Annotated in this window: 13 protein-coding genes; 5 read left to right on the top strand and 8 right to left on the bottom strand. The window is 70.5% G+C overall.

Features of this window, described 5'->3' with window-relative positions:
• Window positions 1-5: 5 nt before the first annotated feature.
• A complete protein-coding gene (locus BX283_RS37700) occupies window positions 6-2,768 on the bottom strand; it encodes a LuxR family transcriptional regulator (RefSeq protein ID WP_101391860.1) in 2,763 nt (920 codons plus the stop codon).
• A gap of 432 nt (window positions 2,769-3,200) precedes the next feature.
• On the opposite strand from BX283_RS37700, the gene BX283_RS37705 reads away from it, so the two are divergent.
• Window positions 3,201-3,647 carry a peptidase inhibitor family I36 protein gene (locus tag BX283_RS37705; protein ID WP_101391861.1) on the top strand — a complete coding sequence of 149 codons (447 nt, stop codon included), beginning with the start codon at window positions 3,201-3,203 and terminating at the stop codon, window positions 3,645-3,647.
• A 120-nt stretch (window positions 3,648-3,767) separates the two neighbouring features.
• On the opposite strand, the gene BX283_RS37710 is transcribed toward BX283_RS37705, so the two are convergent.
• The 3 genes from BX283_RS37710 to abc-f all read right to left on the bottom strand — a co-directional run bounded on the left by BX283_RS37710 (window position 3,768) and on the right by abc-f (window position 6,194).
• On the bottom strand, window positions 3,768-4,277 hold the full coding sequence (locus tag BX283_RS37710) for a hypothetical protein (RefSeq protein WP_180357391.1): 510 nt from the start codon (window positions 4,275-4,277) through the stop codon (window positions 3,768-3,770).
• A gap of 163 nt (window positions 4,278-4,440) precedes the next feature.
• Entirely contained in the window at window positions 4,441-4,563 is a 123-nt protein-coding gene (locus BX283_RS41930; protein WP_257584170.1) for a hypothetical protein, read from the bottom strand.
• Window positions 4,560-6,194 (bottom strand): ribosomal protection-like ABC-F family protein, encoded by a 1,635-nt coding sequence (gene abc-f / locus BX283_RS37715; protein WP_101391862.1) that lies wholly within the window; start codon window positions 6,192-6,194, stop codon window positions 4,560-4,562. Before abc-f ends, BX283_RS41930 begins: the two co-directional genes overlap by 4 nt.
• A 584-nt stretch (window positions 6,195-6,778) precedes the next feature.
• Here abc-f and BX283_RS37720 point away from each other — a divergent pair.
• A complete protein-coding gene (locus BX283_RS37720) occupies window positions 6,779-10,891 on the top strand; it encodes an endonuclease/exonuclease/phosphatase family protein (RefSeq protein WP_180357392.1) in 4,113 nt (1,370 codons plus the stop codon).
• Window positions 10,892-11,108: 217 nt separating this feature from the next.
• On the opposite strand, the gene BX283_RS37725 is transcribed toward BX283_RS37720, so the two are convergent.
• Together BX283_RS37725 and BX283_RS37730 are read right to left on the bottom strand one after the other, a co-directional pair.
• On the bottom strand, window positions 11,109-11,780 hold the full coding sequence (locus BX283_RS37725; protein ID WP_101391864.1) for a response regulator transcription factor: 672 nt from the start codon (window positions 11,778-11,780) through the stop codon (window positions 11,109-11,111).
• Window positions 11,777-12,952 carry a sensor histidine kinase gene (locus tag BX283_RS37730; RefSeq protein WP_101391865.1) on the bottom strand — a complete coding sequence of 392 codons (1,176 nt, stop codon included), beginning with the start codon at window positions 12,950-12,952 and terminating at the stop codon, window positions 11,777-11,779. The genes BX283_RS37725 and BX283_RS37730 overlap by 4 nt, the downstream gene beginning before the upstream one ends.
• A 226-nt stretch (window positions 12,953-13,178) precedes the next feature.
• Between BX283_RS37730 and BX283_RS37735 the strand changes: the two genes are divergently transcribed.
• The 3 genes from BX283_RS37735 (at window position 13,179) to BX283_RS37745 (ending at window position 15,893) form a co-directional block, all read left to right on the top strand.
• Window positions 13,179-14,099 carry an ABC transporter ATP-binding protein gene (locus BX283_RS37735; protein ID WP_101391866.1) on the top strand — a complete coding sequence of 307 codons (921 nt, stop codon included), beginning with the start codon at window positions 13,179-13,181 and terminating at the stop codon, window positions 14,097-14,099.
• Window positions 14,096-14,857 (top strand): ABC transporter permease, encoded by a 762-nt coding sequence (locus BX283_RS37740; RefSeq protein WP_101391867.1) that lies wholly within the window; start codon window positions 14,096-14,098, stop codon window positions 14,855-14,857. The genes BX283_RS37735 and BX283_RS37740 overlap by 4 nt, the downstream gene beginning before the upstream one ends.
• A 244-nt stretch (window positions 14,858-15,101) precedes the next feature.
• Window positions 15,102-15,893 carry a hypothetical protein gene (locus BX283_RS37745; protein ID WP_101391868.1) on the top strand — a complete coding sequence of 264 codons (792 nt, stop codon included), beginning with the start codon at window positions 15,102-15,104 and terminating at the stop codon, window positions 15,891-15,893.
• Here BX283_RS37745 and BX283_RS37750 read toward each other — a convergent pair.
• Together BX283_RS37750 and BX283_RS37755 are read right to left on the bottom strand one after the other, a co-directional pair.
• Window positions 15,860-16,258, bottom strand: coding sequence for a LuxR C-terminal-related transcriptional regulator (locus BX283_RS37750; RefSeq protein WP_107503703.1), 399 nt, complete (start codon window positions 16,256-16,258; stop codon window positions 15,860-15,862). The genes BX283_RS37745 and BX283_RS37750 overlap by 34 nt on opposite strands.
• Before the next feature lie 253 nt (window positions 16,259-16,511).
• Window positions 16,512-17,405, bottom strand: coding sequence for a LysR family transcriptional regulator (locus BX283_RS37755; RefSeq protein ID WP_101391869.1), 894 nt, complete (start codon window positions 17,403-17,405; stop codon window positions 16,512-16,514).
• Between the last annotated feature and the right edge of the window lie 194 nt (window positions 17,406-17,599).

Genomic DNA, 17,599 nt, shown 5'->3' on the forward strand with positions numbered 1-17,599 from the left:
CCGCGTCACTCGTCGTCGGGAAGGCCGCTGAGGGCGTCGCGCAGTGCGGCGCGCGAGGTGATGCCGAGTTTGGGGAAGATCCGGTAGAGGTGGGAGCTGACGGTACGCGGCGAGAGGTGCATGCGTACGCCGATCTCCTTGTTGGTCAGGCCGCCGGCGGCGAGATCCGCGATGCGGCGTTCCTGCCAGGTCAGGGTGGCCAGGCCGGCCGTGGCGGCGGACACGGGCGCCCCGGCGGCACGGAGCTCGGCCCGGGCCCGTTCGGCCCACGGGGGTGTGCCGAGCCGGTCGAACGCCTCGGCGGCCAGGGTGAGGGCGAGGCGCGCGGCGCCGCGTGCGCGGGTGTGGCGGAGCCGGACGCCGTGCGCGAGGCGGATACGGGCGAGCTCGAAGGGGAAGCTGTCGGCGGCGGGATGGGTCTCGGCGCGCCGGTAGAGCTCGTCGGCCTCGGCCGGGTCGGTGGCGGTCAGCGCCAGGGCGCCGTAGGTGATCAGGGCGAGCCGGGGGGAGACGGCCGGGAGGCCGGCCCGGTGGGCGGCGAGGGCGTGGTGGCGGGCCTGTTCGGTGCGGCCGGTGTGCAGGGCCGCCTCGACCAGGTCGAGCAGGGTGCGGGGGGCCTGGTGGGCGTAGGGGGTGAATGAGCCGGGGGGTGTGATGCCGATGGCGTGGAGGTAAGCGGCTTCGTAGTCGCCTTCGGTGAGGGCTGCGGCGGTGCCGATCGCGTCGGCGATCTGGGTGAGGAAGCCGACGCCCCGGGGGCGGGCCCAGGTGTCGACGGCGGCCTGGAGCCGCCGCGCCCGGTCGGTGTCGCCGCGCATCGCGGCGAGCAGCCCGAGATACGCCCGGGTGTGGTGGACGAACAGCGCGTTCTGGTGCGACGTGGTGAGCTCCAGGACGCGCCGGCCGGTCCCTTCGGCCTCGTCCCACTCACCGACCGCCATCTGGTCGAGCATGATCAGGTGGAGCATCGTCATGGCCGATGCCACCGCCCCCGTCTCCACCTCGCGGTCGACAGTGCGCTGCAGGTGCGGCCGGAACCGGCCGAGGGTGTCCACGTGGTAGGCGGCGACACCCAGGCGGGTGGTCTCCCACGGTTCGAGGCGGTGGACGTCGGCGAGTGCGGTTTCCAGCCGCTCGCCCACGCCCGCACCGCGGCGCACCACATCGCTCCAGGCGTCCTCGTACGTACGGCAGCTCGCGGGCACCGACTCGCCCAGGGAGTCGAGGAGTTGGTGGGTGCGCTGCCACGACGGCTCGTCGCTCGCGTACTGGTCGATGGCCAGGAGCAGGTTGACCAGCCGGGTGAGGACCTCGCTCGGCTCCTGTGCGCCCGTGTCGCGAAGGTGCTCGACGGCGGCCGTGACCTGGCGCCGGGAGGACCGTACGTCCCCGTCGTCGTAGAGCGCGGCATAGGCCGATGCGAGGACGGACGCCGGGGACCGGTCGGTCCCCGGCGCGGCGTCGGAGCGGACCAGCTGCTGGGCCCGGTCCAGCAGACCGGCCTGGCCGGCGACGAACGAGGCGTTGCCGAGCCTGCGGGAGCGCTGCTGGTGCCCCTCGCTCAGCTCCGCCGCGCGGGTCAGCCACGCCACGGCGGCCAGTGAACCACCGCGCAGGGTAGCGGAGTCGGCGGCGGCCTCCAGGACGGCCGCCACCTCCTCGTCGGGATCCACCGTCGAGGCCGCCAGGTGCATGGCGCGCCGCTCCACGTCCTCGTGGTGCACGCGCGCGAGGGCCGCGTGTGCGGCTCGCCGTTCGTTGGGGGTCGCCATCTGGACGACCGTGGAGCGCACCAGCGGGTGGCGGAAGACGAAGTCGCCGCTGAGCGGATCCACGTCCAGCAGCCCGCAGGCGGCCGCCTCGTCGGCGTCCCTCATGTGGTAGCGCACACCGTACGCGTGGCTGGTCACCGCATCCGCTCCGACACCGTCCAGCGCGCCGCGCAGCAGCTCCACGCGGACGGCGGGGCCCAGTGCCTCGATGCGCGCGCCGTACACCTGCTGGAGGCGCAGGGGGAGCGGGACAGGGGTGTATCCGGGGCTCTCCTGCTGGTTGCCCGCCGCCCGGCCGCTGCGCAGCACGTGGGGCGGCAGTTCGAGCAGGGCCAGCGGGTTGCCCCGTGCCTCGTTGAGGACCAGCCGGCGGATGCGGGGGCCGAGGCCGGGGTTGCGCAGGTCCAGGAGCTGTCCGGCAGCCTCCTCCGACAGTGTGGGTACGGCCAGTTCGGGCAGCGCGGCCGTGTCGAAGCCGGAGGGCACGCCCGAGCGCAGGCCCACGACGAGCCGGACCGAGCTGCCGGTGAGCCGCCGCCCCACGAATCCGCAGACCTCGGTGCTGGCGGTGTCGAACCACTGGCCGTCGTCGAGCGCCAGCAGGAGCGGTACGGGCGAGGCCACCAGGGAGAGCAGGTCCAGGACGGCGATACCGAGCGACATGACCGAGGGCGGCGGGCCCCCGCTCCTGCCGAAGACGACGTCGAGGGCCTCCCGGTGGCGGTGGTCCAGCCGGTGGGTGTGGGGGAGCAGGGGGTACAGGAGCTGGTGCAGACCGGCGAACGGCAGCCCGGACTCGGCCTCCACCCCGGCCGCCCGGACCACCTGGTACTGCTCGGCCGAGGCGAGGCGGGTGACGTGGTCCAGCAGGGCGCTCTTGCCCACGCCCGGCTCGCCCCGCAGGACCAGGGCACGGCCCCCGGCGTCCGTCACGAACGCGGACAGTACCTCCCGCTCGTGCTCACGGCCGATCAGCGGTGCGTCGATCGACTCCATCGCCCCCACTTCCCTCTCCCCGGAAACAGCCCGCCCGGACGTCGTCGCGGCCGCTCGAAGGGGATGCGCCGGGCGCAAGGGCGAGAGAGTACGGCGTCGTCAGCGGGGCGGCGCATGTGTCCCTGTCATGCCCATCCTCACGCAGAAGCGTAAATGCCCCCGAGCGGGCTCCGTCACCCGCTATGGCCGAAACCTGGCGGAGCGCGGCCCGCCAGGCCGCCGGACACCGGGTTCGCGTGATGCGGTGGCCAGGGCAGAACCAGACATACGTGCAACCTGCGTAACGGAGGTGACGAACGGTCAGAGGTCACACGTGTGTTCTGCTAGCGTGTGTTTCGCCGTCACACGTTGCGTGTGAGGTGTGTGTGGCCCAGGCGTGGCACGGAGCTGCGGCCGGCCCCAGTCCCGACACGAACCGGAAAGTAGAAACCCATGGCACTGAAGTCCTTCAAGGCCAGAACCGCCGCTGTCGCGGGCGCGGTTGCCGCCACGGCGCTGCTCTCGGCGGCCCCGGCGTTCGCGGACAACCCCCCGTACAGCGGCTGCCCCGACTGGGCGCTCTGCCTTTACCAGGACGGTGGCGGCAAGGGGTCGAAGGTGATCGTCACCCCGCCGCCGGCCGGTGGCAACACGAAGATAGTGAGACTCATCAACACCCACTTCCTCAACCACGAGCTGGCCGACAACCAGGTCTCCTCCTGGCTGAACAACTCGCAGTGCCAGATCGAGTTCTGGGACGACCCGAGCGGCGAGCTGCACCCCTCCGACCTGGACTTCGCGCAGTCCTGGCACTGGGGAGAGAAGGGCGACTACTCCGCCGGGACCTCCAAGTACTACAACAACGACCGGATCTCGTCGATGCGCTTCTACTGCCCCTGAGGCGCACAGCGAAGGCGTCTGCCCCGGCCCGGAAGAGGCCGGGGCAGACGCCTTCGCCCGTTCCCGCCCGCACCTCCTGGAGCACGCCCTCGGACGAGCGGAACTCCAGGCGGCGGCGTGTCACCGCACGAGGGTGTACAGGACCGAGCGCTCCTGCTTGTGGCGCCGGATACGCCCCTTGGCGACCAGGGACTCCAGGGTGTTCCGCACCACCTGAGGCGTCGGGTTGCGCCCCGGGTGCTTCTCCATGAGCTCGTCGCGCAGGTCCTTGGCCGCGCGGGGCTTCTCGTGACCCGTGAGCAGGTCCATCAGCAGGTCCCCGAGCAGCGGCTGGGGGGACCGCTCCTTTGCGCCGCCCTTCGCCCTCGCGGCGGCGGGCGCTGTCGCGCTGCGGCGCCCGGTGGGCGCGGCCGCGGGCTCCTCCTGCGCCTGCTCCGGCAGACGCGAGGCATCCGCGAAACCCTCGTACCGCTCGGCGAGTTCGAGTATGTCCGTCAGCAGGGTCTCCTCCTGCTTCAACAGCTCGATCTTCTTCGCCAGCTCTTCCTGGCGCCTGCGGTTCTCCTCCAGTTCCGACGCGACCTGTTCCACGTATCGCGATCGGAGCTTGGCGGCGGATTGGCTGCTCACACGTTCACTCCCTCGACTCGGATGATGCTGCGCATGGTACCCATGCCGAGGGGCCCTTGTGCTGGGGGCGTCGACGCCCGACGGCATTGCCGAGCGCCTTCACTCATCACCATAAGGGCAAATGTGTCTCTGCGTCCTCCGAGCGGACAGCGGTTCTCCGGACTCACACATGTGTCGCCCGGCCGATGCGGCGGCCGGGCGAGGCGGCCAGGCAGACCCCGTCGAGGACACGGCGGCCCGCCGAGCGTACGGCCTTGGCGGGCCACCGGGCACGCCGTCGGCTCACACCTCCGGGGCCGTGGTCTCCTTGAGCACTCCGTCGGCCAGCCGCAGCCAGCGGTCGACTCCGATGCGGGCCAGGAACCGCTCGTCGTGGCTGATCACCATGAACGCCCCCCGGTAGGAGTTGAGCGCGCCCTCCAACTGGCCGGTGCTGACCAGGTCGAGGTTGTTGGTCGGCTCGTCGAGCAGCAGGAGCTGCGGGGCCGGTTCGGCGCACAGTACGCAGGCCAGGGTGGCGCGCAGCCGCTCGCCACCGGAGAGCACGCCGACCGGGAGATGGGCCCGTGCGCCGCGGAAGAGGAAGCGGGCGAGCAGGTTCATCCGCTCGGCCTCGGGCCGCTCGGGCGCGAAGGCGGTGAAGTTCTCCGCCACGGTGCGGTCCGGATCGAGCAGGTCCAGGCGCTGTGAGAGGTAGGCGATCCGGCCGTCGTTGCGCCTGATCTCCCCGCTGTCCGGGGTGAGTTCGCCGGTGACCAGCCGCAGCAGGGTGGTCTTGCCCGCGCCGTTGGGGCCGGTCAGCGCGATGCGTTCGGGGCCGCGGACGGTCAGGCCGACGCCGCCGTCGGCGAACACCGCGCGCTCGCCGTGGTGGACACGCAGCCGCTCGCCGAGGAAGAGGGTGCGTCCGGCGGGTACCTGGGTGTCGGGCAGCTCCAGGGTGATGCGCTGCTCCTCGCGCAGTGCTCGGCCGGCTTCGTCGAGCCGGGCCTTGGCCTCGCTGACCCGGGACGCGTGCATCTGCCCGGCCCGGCCCGCGGCCTCCTGCGCGCCGCGCTTCATGTTGCCGGCGAAGATACGGGGCAGACCCGCGTCCTTGAGGTTGCGGGCGGCGTTGCTCTGGCGCCGCTCGGCCCGCTCCCGGGCCTGCTGCAGCTCGCGCTTCTCGCGCTTGAGCTCCTGCTCGGCGTTGCGGACGTTCTTCTCGGCCACCTCCTGCTCGGCGCGCACGGCCTCCTCGTAGGCCGTGAAGTTCCCGCCGTACAAACGCAGTTCGCCGCTGTCGAGTTCGGCGATGCGCTCCATGCGGTCGAGCAGTGCACGGTCGTGGCTGACCAGCAGCAGACAGCCGGTGAAGTCCTCCAGCACGTCGTAGAGCCGGCGCCGGGCCTCCTGGTCGAGGTTGTTGGTCGGCTCGTCGAGCAGCAGGACGTCGGGGCGCCTGAGCAGTTGGGCGGCGAGGCCGAGGAAGACGATCTGGCCGCCGCTGAGCGTACTCAGACTGCGGTCCATGGCGAGCTCGGCCAGGCCCAGGCGGCCGAGCTGGGCGCGGGTGCGCTCCTCGATGTCCCAGTCGTCGCCGATGACGGCGAAGTGCTCCTCGCCCACGTCACCGGACTCGACGGCGTCCAGGGCGCGGATCACCGCGTCGATGCCGAGCACCTCGGCGACCGTGAGACCGCCGGTCAGGGGCAGGCTCTGCGGCAGATGGCCGAGCGTGCCCTGGACCGTCACCGAACCGGTGGCGGGCCTGAGTTCACCGGCGATGAGCTTGAGCAGGGTGCTCTTGCCGGAGCCGTTGGGGGCGACCAGGCCCGTACGGCCGCCGGCCAGGGTGAACGACAGGTCGTGGAAGACCGGGGTGTCGTCGGGCCAGGCGAAGGAGAGGTTCGAGCAGACGACGGTGGCGTCGGACATGGAGATGACCTCGCGAGGATGGCGGGCAGACAGACCTCTGCCCTGGGCGACGTGGGAAAAGGGGATACGACGACATCGGCCACGGCAGCGGCGCTCTGGCAGCACCGGCCGACGGCCGCTCACATCCGGGTCTCACCCGGAGATGTCGTCGTCACCCGCCACGTCTGCGACTCCTCATTCAAGCGGTCAAGTCGATCACACCTTAGCAGCCGTGGTGAGGCATGCCATCCGTATTTCGGCGCAAGGGTGATGTGCCGTCACATGTGCGTGTGTGGCCATGTGTCGGGCCGTGGCTGGTCTCCGCTGCCCGCACCTGCTGTTTCTTGACAGCTCATCAACACACGTGTGAGCATCCTCGTCCGTTGACTAGGTGACATGTGAGTCGCTCGCGCACGCGCTCCGGTGCCGTTACCGGAGCTCCCGTCTCGCTCAACACCCCACCCAGCCAAGTGCGTCCAGCACCGCCCCCAGTCGTCGCGTCGAGGAACGGCGGCGGCACGGACAGGGAAGAGAGAAACACGTTGTCCATACGTATGCCGGGGTACGGTTCCCGGCGCAGACCCGGCCCCGGGCGTTCGCGCGCCGTGGCCCAGACGCTCTGCGTGGCGCTGCTCGCCTCGCTCGTCACGCTGCTCGCCCCTACGGCGGCACAGGCGATCGAGCCGTTCGGTGTGCGGGCCACCACGTTCAACATGCAGGGCGGCAAGTCGTGGGGCGACGTCAGGATCCTGCTCCCCGACGCCGACATCGTGGCGCTGCAGGAGGCCACGACGGCGCCCGACGGGTTCATCGACGACGCGAAGGAGCTCACCGACAACCTCGACGACACCGCGAAGACCCCGAAGAACTACGCCAGCCTCAAGTACCGGCTCTATGCCAAGAAGTGGGGCAAGAACGGCTCGCGCCAGCCCGACGGCGTTCTGCTCTATCTGAAGATCCTGGACAGGACCGCCTGGGGCCCCGATCCGGACAGCACGTCCAGCACCACTCCCGGTGTCGACCCCGACGAGCAGGAGGACGAGGAGGACGTCAAGAAGCCGGCCAAGGACCGCAACACCCAGAAGTCCATGGCGATCTGGCTGCGCGACGTGCCGGACGACCTCGACGACCTCAAGACCCGCGTCAAGATCTTCCCCGCCGAGGATCCGAAGAACAAGTGGATCAGGACTCGCCCCGCCTTCGGTGTGGAGGTCGGCGGCACCTGGTACTTCGACATCCACGCCGCGTCGATCCGCTCCGGTGACAAGCCCAATCCGCACTCCGTGGCGCTGATCGACACGATCACCCAGAAGATGACGGGCAAGCGGTGGCGGGCCCTGGGCGACTTCAACAGCCTCGCGGACGCCACCCGCGCCCGATTCCCCAACACCTTCTACGCGGCCCAGGACCAGAAGCCGGGCGGCACGCCCGTCGAGACGCAGCAGTCCCACTACGCGCTCGACTACATGATCGCCAGTGATCAGCTCGACAACCTCGCCGTGACCCGGACCGACCAGAAGGGCAACTCCGACCACTACCCCGTCCGGTTCGCGACCGGGACGGGCGGCATCTGCGGCAAGGTGTGGAAGTACAAATACGAGACCGTCTACAACCCCGCGCCGGCCCGCCGTGCCGTGCGCGCCGCCGTCGGGGACGCGTGCGGCCCTCCGGGTGCGGTCGTCTCCATGGGCGACAGCTACATCTCCGGCGAGGGCGGCCGCTGGGCCGGCAACGCCGCTGCCTCCGCGAACGGCTCCGCCTGGGGCACCGACCGCGCCGCGGTGAACTGCAACGGCGAGGAGAGCGTCTGCGACCACGACCCGTCCAAGGTCTACGGTGACACCTCGTACGACAAGGGCGGCAGCGCCTGCGACCGCTCCGACTCCGCCGAGATCCGGGGCGTGGACTTCGAAGGCATCCCGGCGGAGAGACGGTTCAACATCGCCTGCTCCGGGGCCACCACGGAGAACGTCACCACGACGGGGTTCAAGGGCCAGCGCCCCCAGGTCGACGACCTGCGGGACATCGCGAAGAACAACGACGTCCGGATGGTCGTGCTCTCGGTCGGCGGCAACGACCTGCACTTCGCCGACATCCTCCAGGACTGCGTGAAGGCCTACTTCTACCCGTCCCTGTTCAACCAGGGCTGCCGCGGCGCCAAGGAGAAAGAGTTCGCCGATAGCCTCGGCCCGGTGCGCGCCAAGGTCGTGCAGTCCGTCGAGGCGATCCGCAAGGTGATGCGCGAGGCGGGCCAGGACGACGACTCGTACCGGATCGTGCTGCAGTCCTATCCCAACCCGCTGCCCATCGGCCGCAACTTCCGCGACCCCGAGAACGCGCCCGTCCCGCCGGCCAACTACAGCCGTTACCTGAGCGGCGGCTGCCCCGTCCTGGACGCGGACAGCGACTGGGCGCACACCTCGGTGGTGCCCCGGATCAGCACCATGCTGCGCGGCGCCGCGAACGAGGCCGGGGTGTCCTTCCTGGACCTGCAGGACGCGTTCGCCGGGCACGAGCTGTGCAATCGGACGGCGCAGCAGGCCAGGGCGGGCGACAAGCTGTCCGCGCCGCTCGCGGCCGAGCGCGCCGAGTGGGTGCGCTGGGTGCCGTATGTCGTCGATGGGCTCAAGGACCTGCCGTGGCAGGCCCAGGGCAACCAGCAGGAGGCCATCCACCCCAACTACTACGGCCAGCGCGCCCTGGCCGCCTGCCTGACGAAGATCGCGGCGCAGCTGGGTGACACCCCGGTGTTCTCCTCCTGCGTGGGCAGGCCGTCCACCGCACCCGGGGACATCGACGGGACGGTCGACAACAGCACGGTGCTGAGCCGGAGCAACCGGCGTGCTCCTGTGGCAGGGCTGCCCGACTGGAGCCGGGCCGGATACCGCGGCGGTGAGGAGCTCCCGGGCCCTGCCGCCCGCACCCCCGACTCCACCTGCCACATAACCCCGTCCGCGCTGGAGTCGCAGTTCAAGGTGAAGGCCGACGACGGCCAGGACGACACCGCCGGGATCCAGGCGGCGATCGACCGGATCCGCACCGCCTGCACCCCTGGCGCCTCGCCCGGCCGGCTCTCGGTGATCGAGCTGCCCAAGGGGGTGCTCAACGTCAACAAGCAGCTCTCGGTGGACGCCTCGTACCTGGTCGTCCGGGGCCAGGGGGCGGACCCGGCGAACGGGTCGCGGATCGTCTTCCGCCCGGACCTGAACACCCGCTACGACACCCTCACCGAGAAGGGCGAGCGCTGGGACCAGGGCGCGATGACCCACAAGTGCGAGTTCACCACGGGCAACAACGTGGGCACGGGTGGGTGGATCTGGCCCGGGCGCGGACTGTTCCGGGTGCAGACCCGGGAGGCCGCCGAGAAGTACGCCAAGATCTGCGGCTTCCCGTCCAAGATCCCGGAGAACCGGCGTGATCTCTTCGAGGGCTCGATCAACCAGCACTGGGAGTCGGGTGTCGCCGTCGCCGGATCCCCGGCCGACGCCAAGTACGCCGCGCACGAGGGCAACCGGGTGATCCAGCTGAACGCCAAGGCGAAGATGGACGTCTTCAAGCCGGGCGGCGACCTGTGGGTCGGCGCGGCGAACAGCCTGAAGTTCTACCAGACCCAGCAGGTCGCCGGAGCCGCGGCGGACGACGGGCGGCTGGAGAACCTGCACATGCGCCAGCAGGTGTTCACCATCACCTCCGTGGACGCGGCCCAGCACACCGTCACGATCGACAAGCCCCTGGAGTTCGACGTCCCGGTCGACTCCACCTCCGACGGGTCCCCGGCGCTGGGAGTGGGCGGCAAACCCTACGCCAGCAAGGTCACCCCGCTGAAGATGATCACGGATGTGGGCTTCGAGGACTTCTCCTTCACCCAGGACATCAACGGCCTGCCCAAGCTGCGCGGCGGCACCTACCAGCTCACCCCGGCCCAGGCGGTCCACAACTACGGCAACATGGCGCCCGAGTACGCCATGCACGGCATCGTCTTCAAGTGGGCCTCCGACTCCTGGGTGCGCGGCGTGCGCGCCGACATGACCGGCTCGCACCCGGTCGTCACCGAGGTGGCCCGCAACATCCAGGTCGAACGGAACGTGTTCGACGGCGCCTGGAACAAGGGCAAGGGCGGCAACGGCTATCTGCGCGGCTCCCGTGTCTGGGACTCCCTCTACGCCTTCAACACCAGCCGCAACCTGAGGCACTTCACCTTCCAGTGGTCGGCCAGCGGCAACGTGGCCATCGGCAACGACTTCGACTCCGACCTGAACCTGCACGGCGGCTGGGAGCACCGCAACCTGTTCGACAACAACACCGTGCACGTGCCCTACAACCACTCCTCGGGCGAGTGCGCCACCAACTGCGGTGGCGAGGGAGGAGCGGGTGACGACGGCACCTGGTGGCCCATCTACTGGGCCGCGGGCAGCAAGGGCGTCGGCTGGTCCGGCTCCACGGGTCCGCAGAACGTGTTCTTCCACAACACCCTGACCAAGCAGTTGGTCGCGGGCGGCACCTACCAGACCTACGGGCCGTACGCCGACACCTCCCGGGTGTTCCAGTTCGGCTCCTCGGCCGCCGATCCGCGCGTCTTCCAGCATCTGAGGACGGGCAGCGGCCCGATCCAGGACTGGGCGAACAACGAACGCAACATCTACACCGGCGGCGACGGCGTCAACGCCTCTCGCACCGACCTCAACACCTCACTGTTCCTGCGCGACTACCACTCCTGACCCGGCCCCGGCCCGGCGCGCCCGTTCCCGGCGGACTTCGGTCCGTGGGGAGCGGGCGCGCTCCGTCGCGCGGACGCGGCTCCGGTCGTGTGCGGGCCGTTGGGGCAGCGGGGTTCCCGTCCGCCTCCCTGAGCCGGCACCGGACCGCAGGGAGATGTGATTCGCCGGGTCAGGCACAGGTTCCAGCCGCTGACGCCCCGGCTGCTGTCGGACGCGCTCAGCCGGGCAGCGTGACGAGCCCCATCTCGTAGGCGGTGATCACGAGCTGAACCCGGTCCCGGGCGCCCAATTTGGTGAGCAGGCGCGACACGTGGGACTTGGCGGTGGCCACCGTGATGAAGAGGTCCTCCGCGATCTCGGCGTTCGACCGGCCGCGACCGACGAGCGTCAGGACTTCCCGCTCCCGCTCGGTGATGCCCTCGACCAGCCGCGGGGAGCGTGCCGGGGGAGCCTCGGGGCGCCCGGCGAACTCCGCGATCAGACGGCGCGTGACACCCGGGGCGATCAGCGCGTCGCCGGCGGCGACCACGCGGATCGCCGCGAGGATGTCGTCGAGCGCCATGTCCTTGACCACGAAGCCGCTCGCTCCGGCCCGCAGAGCGCCGTAGACGTAGTCGTCCTCGTCGAAGGTGGTCAGGACGAGGACGCGCGTCGCGGTCGGGCCGGCGTTTATGAGGCGGGTGGCCTCGATCCCGTCCATGCCGGGCATCCGGATGTCCATCACCACGACGTCGGGGTCTGTGTCCCGGACCAGTTGGACCGCCTCGGCGCCGGTGGCGGCCTCACCGACGACCTGGAGGTCGGGGTGGTCGGCCATGATCACGCGCAGGCCGGACCGTACCAGCGGCTGGTCGTCGGCCAGCAGGATGCGTAGGGGACGGTCGTTCATCGGGTCTCCACCAGGACCCCCGCGAAGTCGGGCAACGGCAGCCGCGCCGCCACCCGGAAGCCGCCCTCGGGGCGCGGCCCGGCGCTGATGCGGCCGTTCAGCAGAGCGACCCGCTCCCGCATGCCGACGATGCCGAAGCCATGGGCGGGGCCGTCCTCGGTGGCGCCGCGCCCGTCGTCGACGATCTCCACGGTCAGTTCCCCGTCCCCGTACTCGATGCGCACCCGGCAGTGCCCGGTGCCCGCATGGCGGACCACGTTGGTCAGCGCCTCCTGGACGATACGGTAGGCCGACAGGTCGATGTCGGCCGGCAGCGGGCGCTGCTCCCCGTCGACGCACACGGTCACGCGTACGCCGGCGTCCGCCGTCGCCGCCGCCAGTCGTTCGAGGTCGGCCACACCTGGCGACGGTGAGAGCGGTGCCCGCCCCGAAGCCTCCGCGCCCGGGTCGGCCTGACGGAGTGCGACCAACGTGCGCCGAAGGCCCGACAAGGTCTCCCTGCTGGTGGCTTCGATGGTCCGCAGGGCCTCGCGGGCCTCCTCGGGCTGTGTCTGAATGACCCGGCTTCCCACCCCGGCCTGGATGGCGATGATGCCGATGCTGTGCGCGACCATGTCGTGCAACTCGCGTGCGATCCGCAGCCGTTCGGCGACCACCGCCTCGGCCACCTCCTGGGCGCGCAGCGCCACCGCGTGCTCGCGGCGCTCACGGCTCAGCAGACCGGCCGTGCAGGCCGCGGCCATCGCCAGGACGGCGATCACAAGGTTGACGATCACGCCCTCGCCGTGCGCGAAGCCGCCGACGAGCAGCACTTGGACGACGAGGGACGTGGCCACCGCGACGGTCGAAGCACGCCGTGTACGGGTGGCGACAATGAAGCCCAGCACGAGGTCCACCGCCAGATACGGCAGGAACTGTCCCTGGTACGAGGCCGACAGGTCCACCCGGGCGGAGCTCGGGGGACCCACGACCACGGCGGCGGAGCCGAGGAGCACCATGGCCAGGGCCAGGATGGGCCTGCGTCGCAGGACGCCGACGAGCAGGCTCGCCGCCAGCAGTGCCCCGATGCCCTGGACCGTGCCCGAAGCCCGCGGTCCGCCTCCTATGAGCAGACCCACCGCGAGGATGTAGAGGACGCCCCCCACCCAGGCCATGACCTTCGTTCTCGTCATCGGGGCTGCGCCGTTTCGAGGCGGTGTGCCCCCTCAAGAGGAAGGTCGTGCGGTGCGACGCGCGTGGGCAACGGGGTGGTCGGTATGGCGTTCATCCCGCGAGGTTATCCAGCCGCCGACGCCGCGGCATCGGCCCGTGGGCGTACGCCCACGGGCGAACCCGGCCGCACGATTGCCGCCCACGGCCCCATGACCGGACGGGGACCCGCCCAGCAGTGTTGTCCACGTGATCGAAATCAATGAACTCACCAAGCGTTACGGCGGCAAGACCGCCGTCGACCAGCTGTCCTTCACCGTGCGGCCGGGTCAGGTCACCGGCTTCCTCGGTCCCAACGGAGCCGGCAAGTCCACCACCCTGCGGATGATCCTCGGCCTGGAGTCGCCCACCGGCGGCACCGCCACCGTCAGCGGAGTTCCCTTCCGCAGCCATCCCCGTGGTTTGCGACATGTCGGCGCCCTCCTCGACGCGGGCCAGGTCCACGGCGGACGCACCGCCCATGCCCACCTGTCTGCCCTGGCCCGCAGCAACAAGATCTCCCCTCGCCGGGTGGACGAGGTGCTGCAGGAAGTGGGCCTGGCCGAGGCGACGACCCGCCGGATCGGCGGGTTCTCGCTCGGCATGAAGCAGCGGCTGGGGGTCGCCACCGCCCTGCTCGGCGACCCGCCGGTGCTGATGTTCGACGAGCCGGTCAACGGCATGGACCCGGAAGGCGTGCTCTGGATGCGCCGTCTCTTCCGACGCCTCGCGGCCGAGGGCCGCACGGTCTTCCTCTCCAGCCACCTCATGTCGGAGATGGAGAACACCGCCGACCAGCTCGTCGTCATCGGCCGGGGCCGGCTCATCGCCGCCGAGTCGGTAGGGGACTTCGCGGCCCGCAGCACTGGCCTCGGTGTGGTGGTGGGCACGCGGCAGGCAGCCGAGCTGACCGCAGTGCTGAGCGCCGCGGGCGCATCGGTCGAGCCGGAGGGATCGGCGGGCGCCGAGAAGCTCGCCGTGACCGGCCTGCCGACGGACCGGATCGCCGCGCTCGCCTTCGAGAACGGGATCCTGCTGAACGAGCTGGCCACCCGAACTGCCTCACTGGAGGAGGCCTTCATGGAACTCACCGCCGACAGCGTCGAATACCAGGCAGGACAGCCCCGATGACCACACCCGCCACCGCCCTCGCGACCACTGCGACCGCATCCCTCGCCGAGCCGCCCGTCCGCTTCCGTGATCTGATCGCCGCTGAGTGGATCAAGATGCGGTCCCTGCGCTCCACCCCATGGACCGTCGCGCTGATCACCCTGTTCGTCATCGGGTCCGCCACCGTGGCCACACTGGCGGACAAGGCCGCGGGCTCCGAACCCGCTGATTTCCTGGCCTACGACGCGTACCCGCCCAGCGGCTACATGACGCTGATACTCGTCGCCGGCAGCATGGGCACCCTCACCGTCGTGAGCGAATACAGCAGCGGGCTGATCCGCACCACCACCGTGGCCGTCCCCGATCGTGGAGCGGTGGTGCTGGCCAAGGCAGTCGTCACCGCCCTGCTGTGGACCGCGGTCGGTACGGTCGCCTCCATCGGATCCTTCCTGGTCTCCCAGGCCATCCTGGACGGGCGCGGTGCCGGCGTCGCGATCACCCACCCCGATGTGCTCCGGCCGCTGGTGGCATCCGCGTTGCTGGCCCCGGTGTGCGCCCTGGTCGGTCTGGGCCTCGGCGTCCTGCTCCGGCATACCGCCGGGACCATGCTCACCAGCGTATTCGCCCTGCTGATGCTGCCCACCATGTTCTCGGAGAGCAACCGCTGGTCGGCCGATGCCAAACACCTCATGGTGTCGGCTGCCTGGACTCGCCTGGTCCAAACATGGGAGCCGAACCCCGGATCCCTGGGCTACACCGCCACGCTCCCCGGCTCCTAGACCGTGTACGCCCTCTGGCCGCTGGCAGCGGTCACCCTCGCGGTGATCGCCGTACGACATCGCGACGTGTGAACATGCCTGCGGGACACGCGTATCGCACCCCGGAGGCACAGGGCCAAGGCCCTCGGTGCTTCACGCAGCCCCAAGGAACATCCCTCATAAACGACCCTTTGCCTGAGCGAGATCGGATACGGGCCGCCGGACCCTCCAGGCCGAGGCCATCCCCGGCTTCGGCTGGGTCGGCGTGCTGTTGCAGTTCGGCAGAGAGCTCGGCTGGACGCTGCTGTTCATCGGCTGCCATGTCGCCCTGACCGTGGGACAATTGCTGCTCGCCGGGCTCCCCGGGCGTCAGACGCTGGCGGGGATGGCGGTGAGCGCTCTGGTCATCTGCGCGTTCCAGGTCGCGGCGGCCGTCATGGCCAGGCTGCTCAAGGATTGCGCGGCCGCAGCCGGTGCCACGGCCCGCGAACAGGAGCGGGTGCGCACCGAGGCCGAGGTGGTCACTCGTATCCATGCTGACCAGCGCGCTCGCTACAGCGACCTGCGCCGCTCCGTGCTGCCGCTGCTCGCGGACCTCGCCGACGGCGTGCTGGACCCGGCCGACGAGGGGGCGCGGCGTAGGTGCGCTGTCGAAGCGGCGCGGCTCAGAAGGCTCTTCGCGGAGCGCGACCACGCGTCCGACCCGCTGGTCCACGAACTGCGGGCGTGCATTGATGTCGCCGAGCGCAACGGTGTCGACGTGCAGCTCGCGGTCCGAGGGGCAGCCGCGCCCGCGCCGCGCGGCGTGCGGCGCGCGCTCACGGAGCCGGTGCTCGCCGCGCTGACGACCGCGGAGCGCAGCGCGCGAGCCACCGTGGTGCGCGGCGGCGGACTGGTACGGGTCAGCGTCGTCACCGACGTTCCGGAAACGGTGGTTCCCACTCCGGCCGAGCACGGCGTCCACGTACGCACGGTGCGCAAGGACGGACGCCTGTGGGTCGAGGCGGCGTACGCCGTGCGTGCTCAGAGTTCGTCGAGCGAGACCCAGCCGTCCTGAATGGCCCGGGCGACAAGGTTGGCCTTGGTCGGCGCGGAACGGGCCGCGTTGGCGTACTTGATCCGCACCCGGTCCAGATAGGTATTCACGGTCCGTACGGAGATGCCGAGGCTCTCCCCGACCATGGACTTGGACTCCGACTGGAACCACTCCAGGAGCACTTCCACCTCGCGCGGCGCCAGGGCGGGGCGCCCGCGCCTGGCGCCGCTGCCGAAGGCCCCGGCCAGGGCCGGGGGCGTGTAGGGGCGGCAGTCGGCGGCGGCCGGCGTCGCCGCCACCAGGTGCTGCTCGCCCTCCGCCTTCGTCAGGAAGGTGAAGGCCCCCAGGTCCAGAGAGGTCAGGGCAGCCTCCTGGCTGTCCTGCATGGTGTAGACGATGACCTGCCGCCTCAGCGCGACGAGTTCCTCGAGTTCCTGGTAGGCCGGCGAACCGCGCGTGAAGGGCGTCCGGAGGCCAGATCCGGGCAAGACCCGTTTGAAGGCGGACCCAGGATCTACGGATCGCGATTTCCGTGCCAGGCCCGGATTCCGGTCCGGGATCGGACCTGATGCCGTGGTCTCGGTGGATGTCGCAGCTGGGGAGCCGACGCCGGGTGCGGATGGTGTGCCGCGGGCGTTGTCAGAACCGCACGGCGCCGATGTCGCGGACGGTCTGGGCGAGGGCCCGGATGAGTTCGTTCTCGGCGTCCCGGCGCCAAACCAGTGCGTAGGGGATGGTTCCCATGTCGGGGACGGGAACGAAGCGCACGTGTGACAGCGTGGACCAGTAGCGGGTGACGTGTGAGGGGAAGGGGTGGACGATCTCGCCTGTGATCACCAGGTGGATCAGTTCGTCGGCGTTGGTGACCTGCTCGACACGCTCCATCGTCTTGCCCCGGGGTGTGTAGAACGGCAGGTAGCCGTCCTCCCAGTAGTCGGGCATGTCGGGGGGCATGGCGTGGGCGAAGTCGGCCAGGGCCTCGACCGGCACGTCGGCTCTGTCGGCGAGTTCGTGGACCGCGGAGACGGCCAGGACACGACGGTCGTGGAAGAGAACCGGGCCGACGGTGACATCGGGGTCGTCCACCGGCAGCCAGGTGATGAACACGTCCATGTCGCCCTCGCGGAGTCTGGTGAAGGGGTCGACGTACGGCGCCCTGCGGATCTGCAGCTCCCACTGGGGGTGGCGGGTCTGGAACGTCTTCCAGAAGTGGTGCAGGTCGACCACGTTGAAGGGCATCATGCCGACGCGCAGGCGGGCGGCCTTGCCGCGGGCGGCCATCCGGGCGCGTTCGAGGCTGTCGCGCAGGTTCGCGTAGACCGGCAGCAGGTCAGTTCGCAACTGGCTGCCCAGCGGGGTCAGCCGGATCTGCCGGCGGTTGGACCGGTCGAACAACAGCCCCCCGAGTTTGCGTTCCTGACGGCCGATCGCCTGGCTGACACGTGCCTGCGTGAGGTGCAGCCGTGCGGCCGCCCGACCGAAGTGCAGCTCCTCCGCCAGCGTCAGGAATATCTCGATGTCACGTACTTCCACGTGTAGCCGACCCCCGTCATAAGCCTGAGTTATCGGATCTTACTGATCTTCGACGTTGATGGGCGCGACGGGACGATGAAGGATCGACAGCGAGCCACCGCCGCCTGGTGAAGGTGTCACCGGTGCGGTCCTTACCGGTGACACCGCACGGACGGCGGACCGCTTGCGGCCGCTGGAACGTGCCCGGACGGAAG

It is taken from the genome of Streptomyces sp. TLI_146 (assembly GCF_002846415.1).
In the GTDB taxonomy this organism is placed as follows: domain Bacteria; phylum Actinomycetota; class Actinomycetes; order Streptomycetales; family Streptomycetaceae; genus Streptomyces.

Coding starts and splice junctions, on each gene's coding strand:
- BX283_RS37705 (WP_101391861.1), top strand. CDS start 3,201: ATGGCACTGAAGTCCTTCAAGGCCAGAACCGCCGCTGTCGCGGGCGCG.
- abc-f (WP_101391862.1), bottom strand. CDS start 6,194: ATGTCCGACGCCACCGTCGTCTGCTCGAACCTCTCCTTCGCCTGGCCC.
- BX283_RS37700 (WP_101391860.1), bottom strand. CDS start 2,768: ATGGAGTCGATCGACGCACCGCTGATCGGCCGTGAGCACGAGCGGGAG.
- BX283_RS37730 (WP_101391865.1), bottom strand. CDS start 12,952: ATGACGAGAACGAAGGTCATGGCCTGGGTGGGGGGCGTCCTCTACATC.
- BX283_RS37740 (WP_101391867.1), top strand. CDS start 14,096: ATGACCACACCCGCCACCGCCCTCGCGACCACTGCGACCGCATCCCTC.
- BX283_RS37725 (WP_101391864.1), bottom strand. CDS start 11,780: ATGAACGACCGTCCCCTACGCATCCTGCTGGCCGACGACCAGCCGCTG.
- BX283_RS37750 (WP_107503703.1), bottom strand. CDS start 16,258: ATGCAGGACAGCCAGGAGGCTGCCCTGACCTCTCTGGACCTGGGGGCC.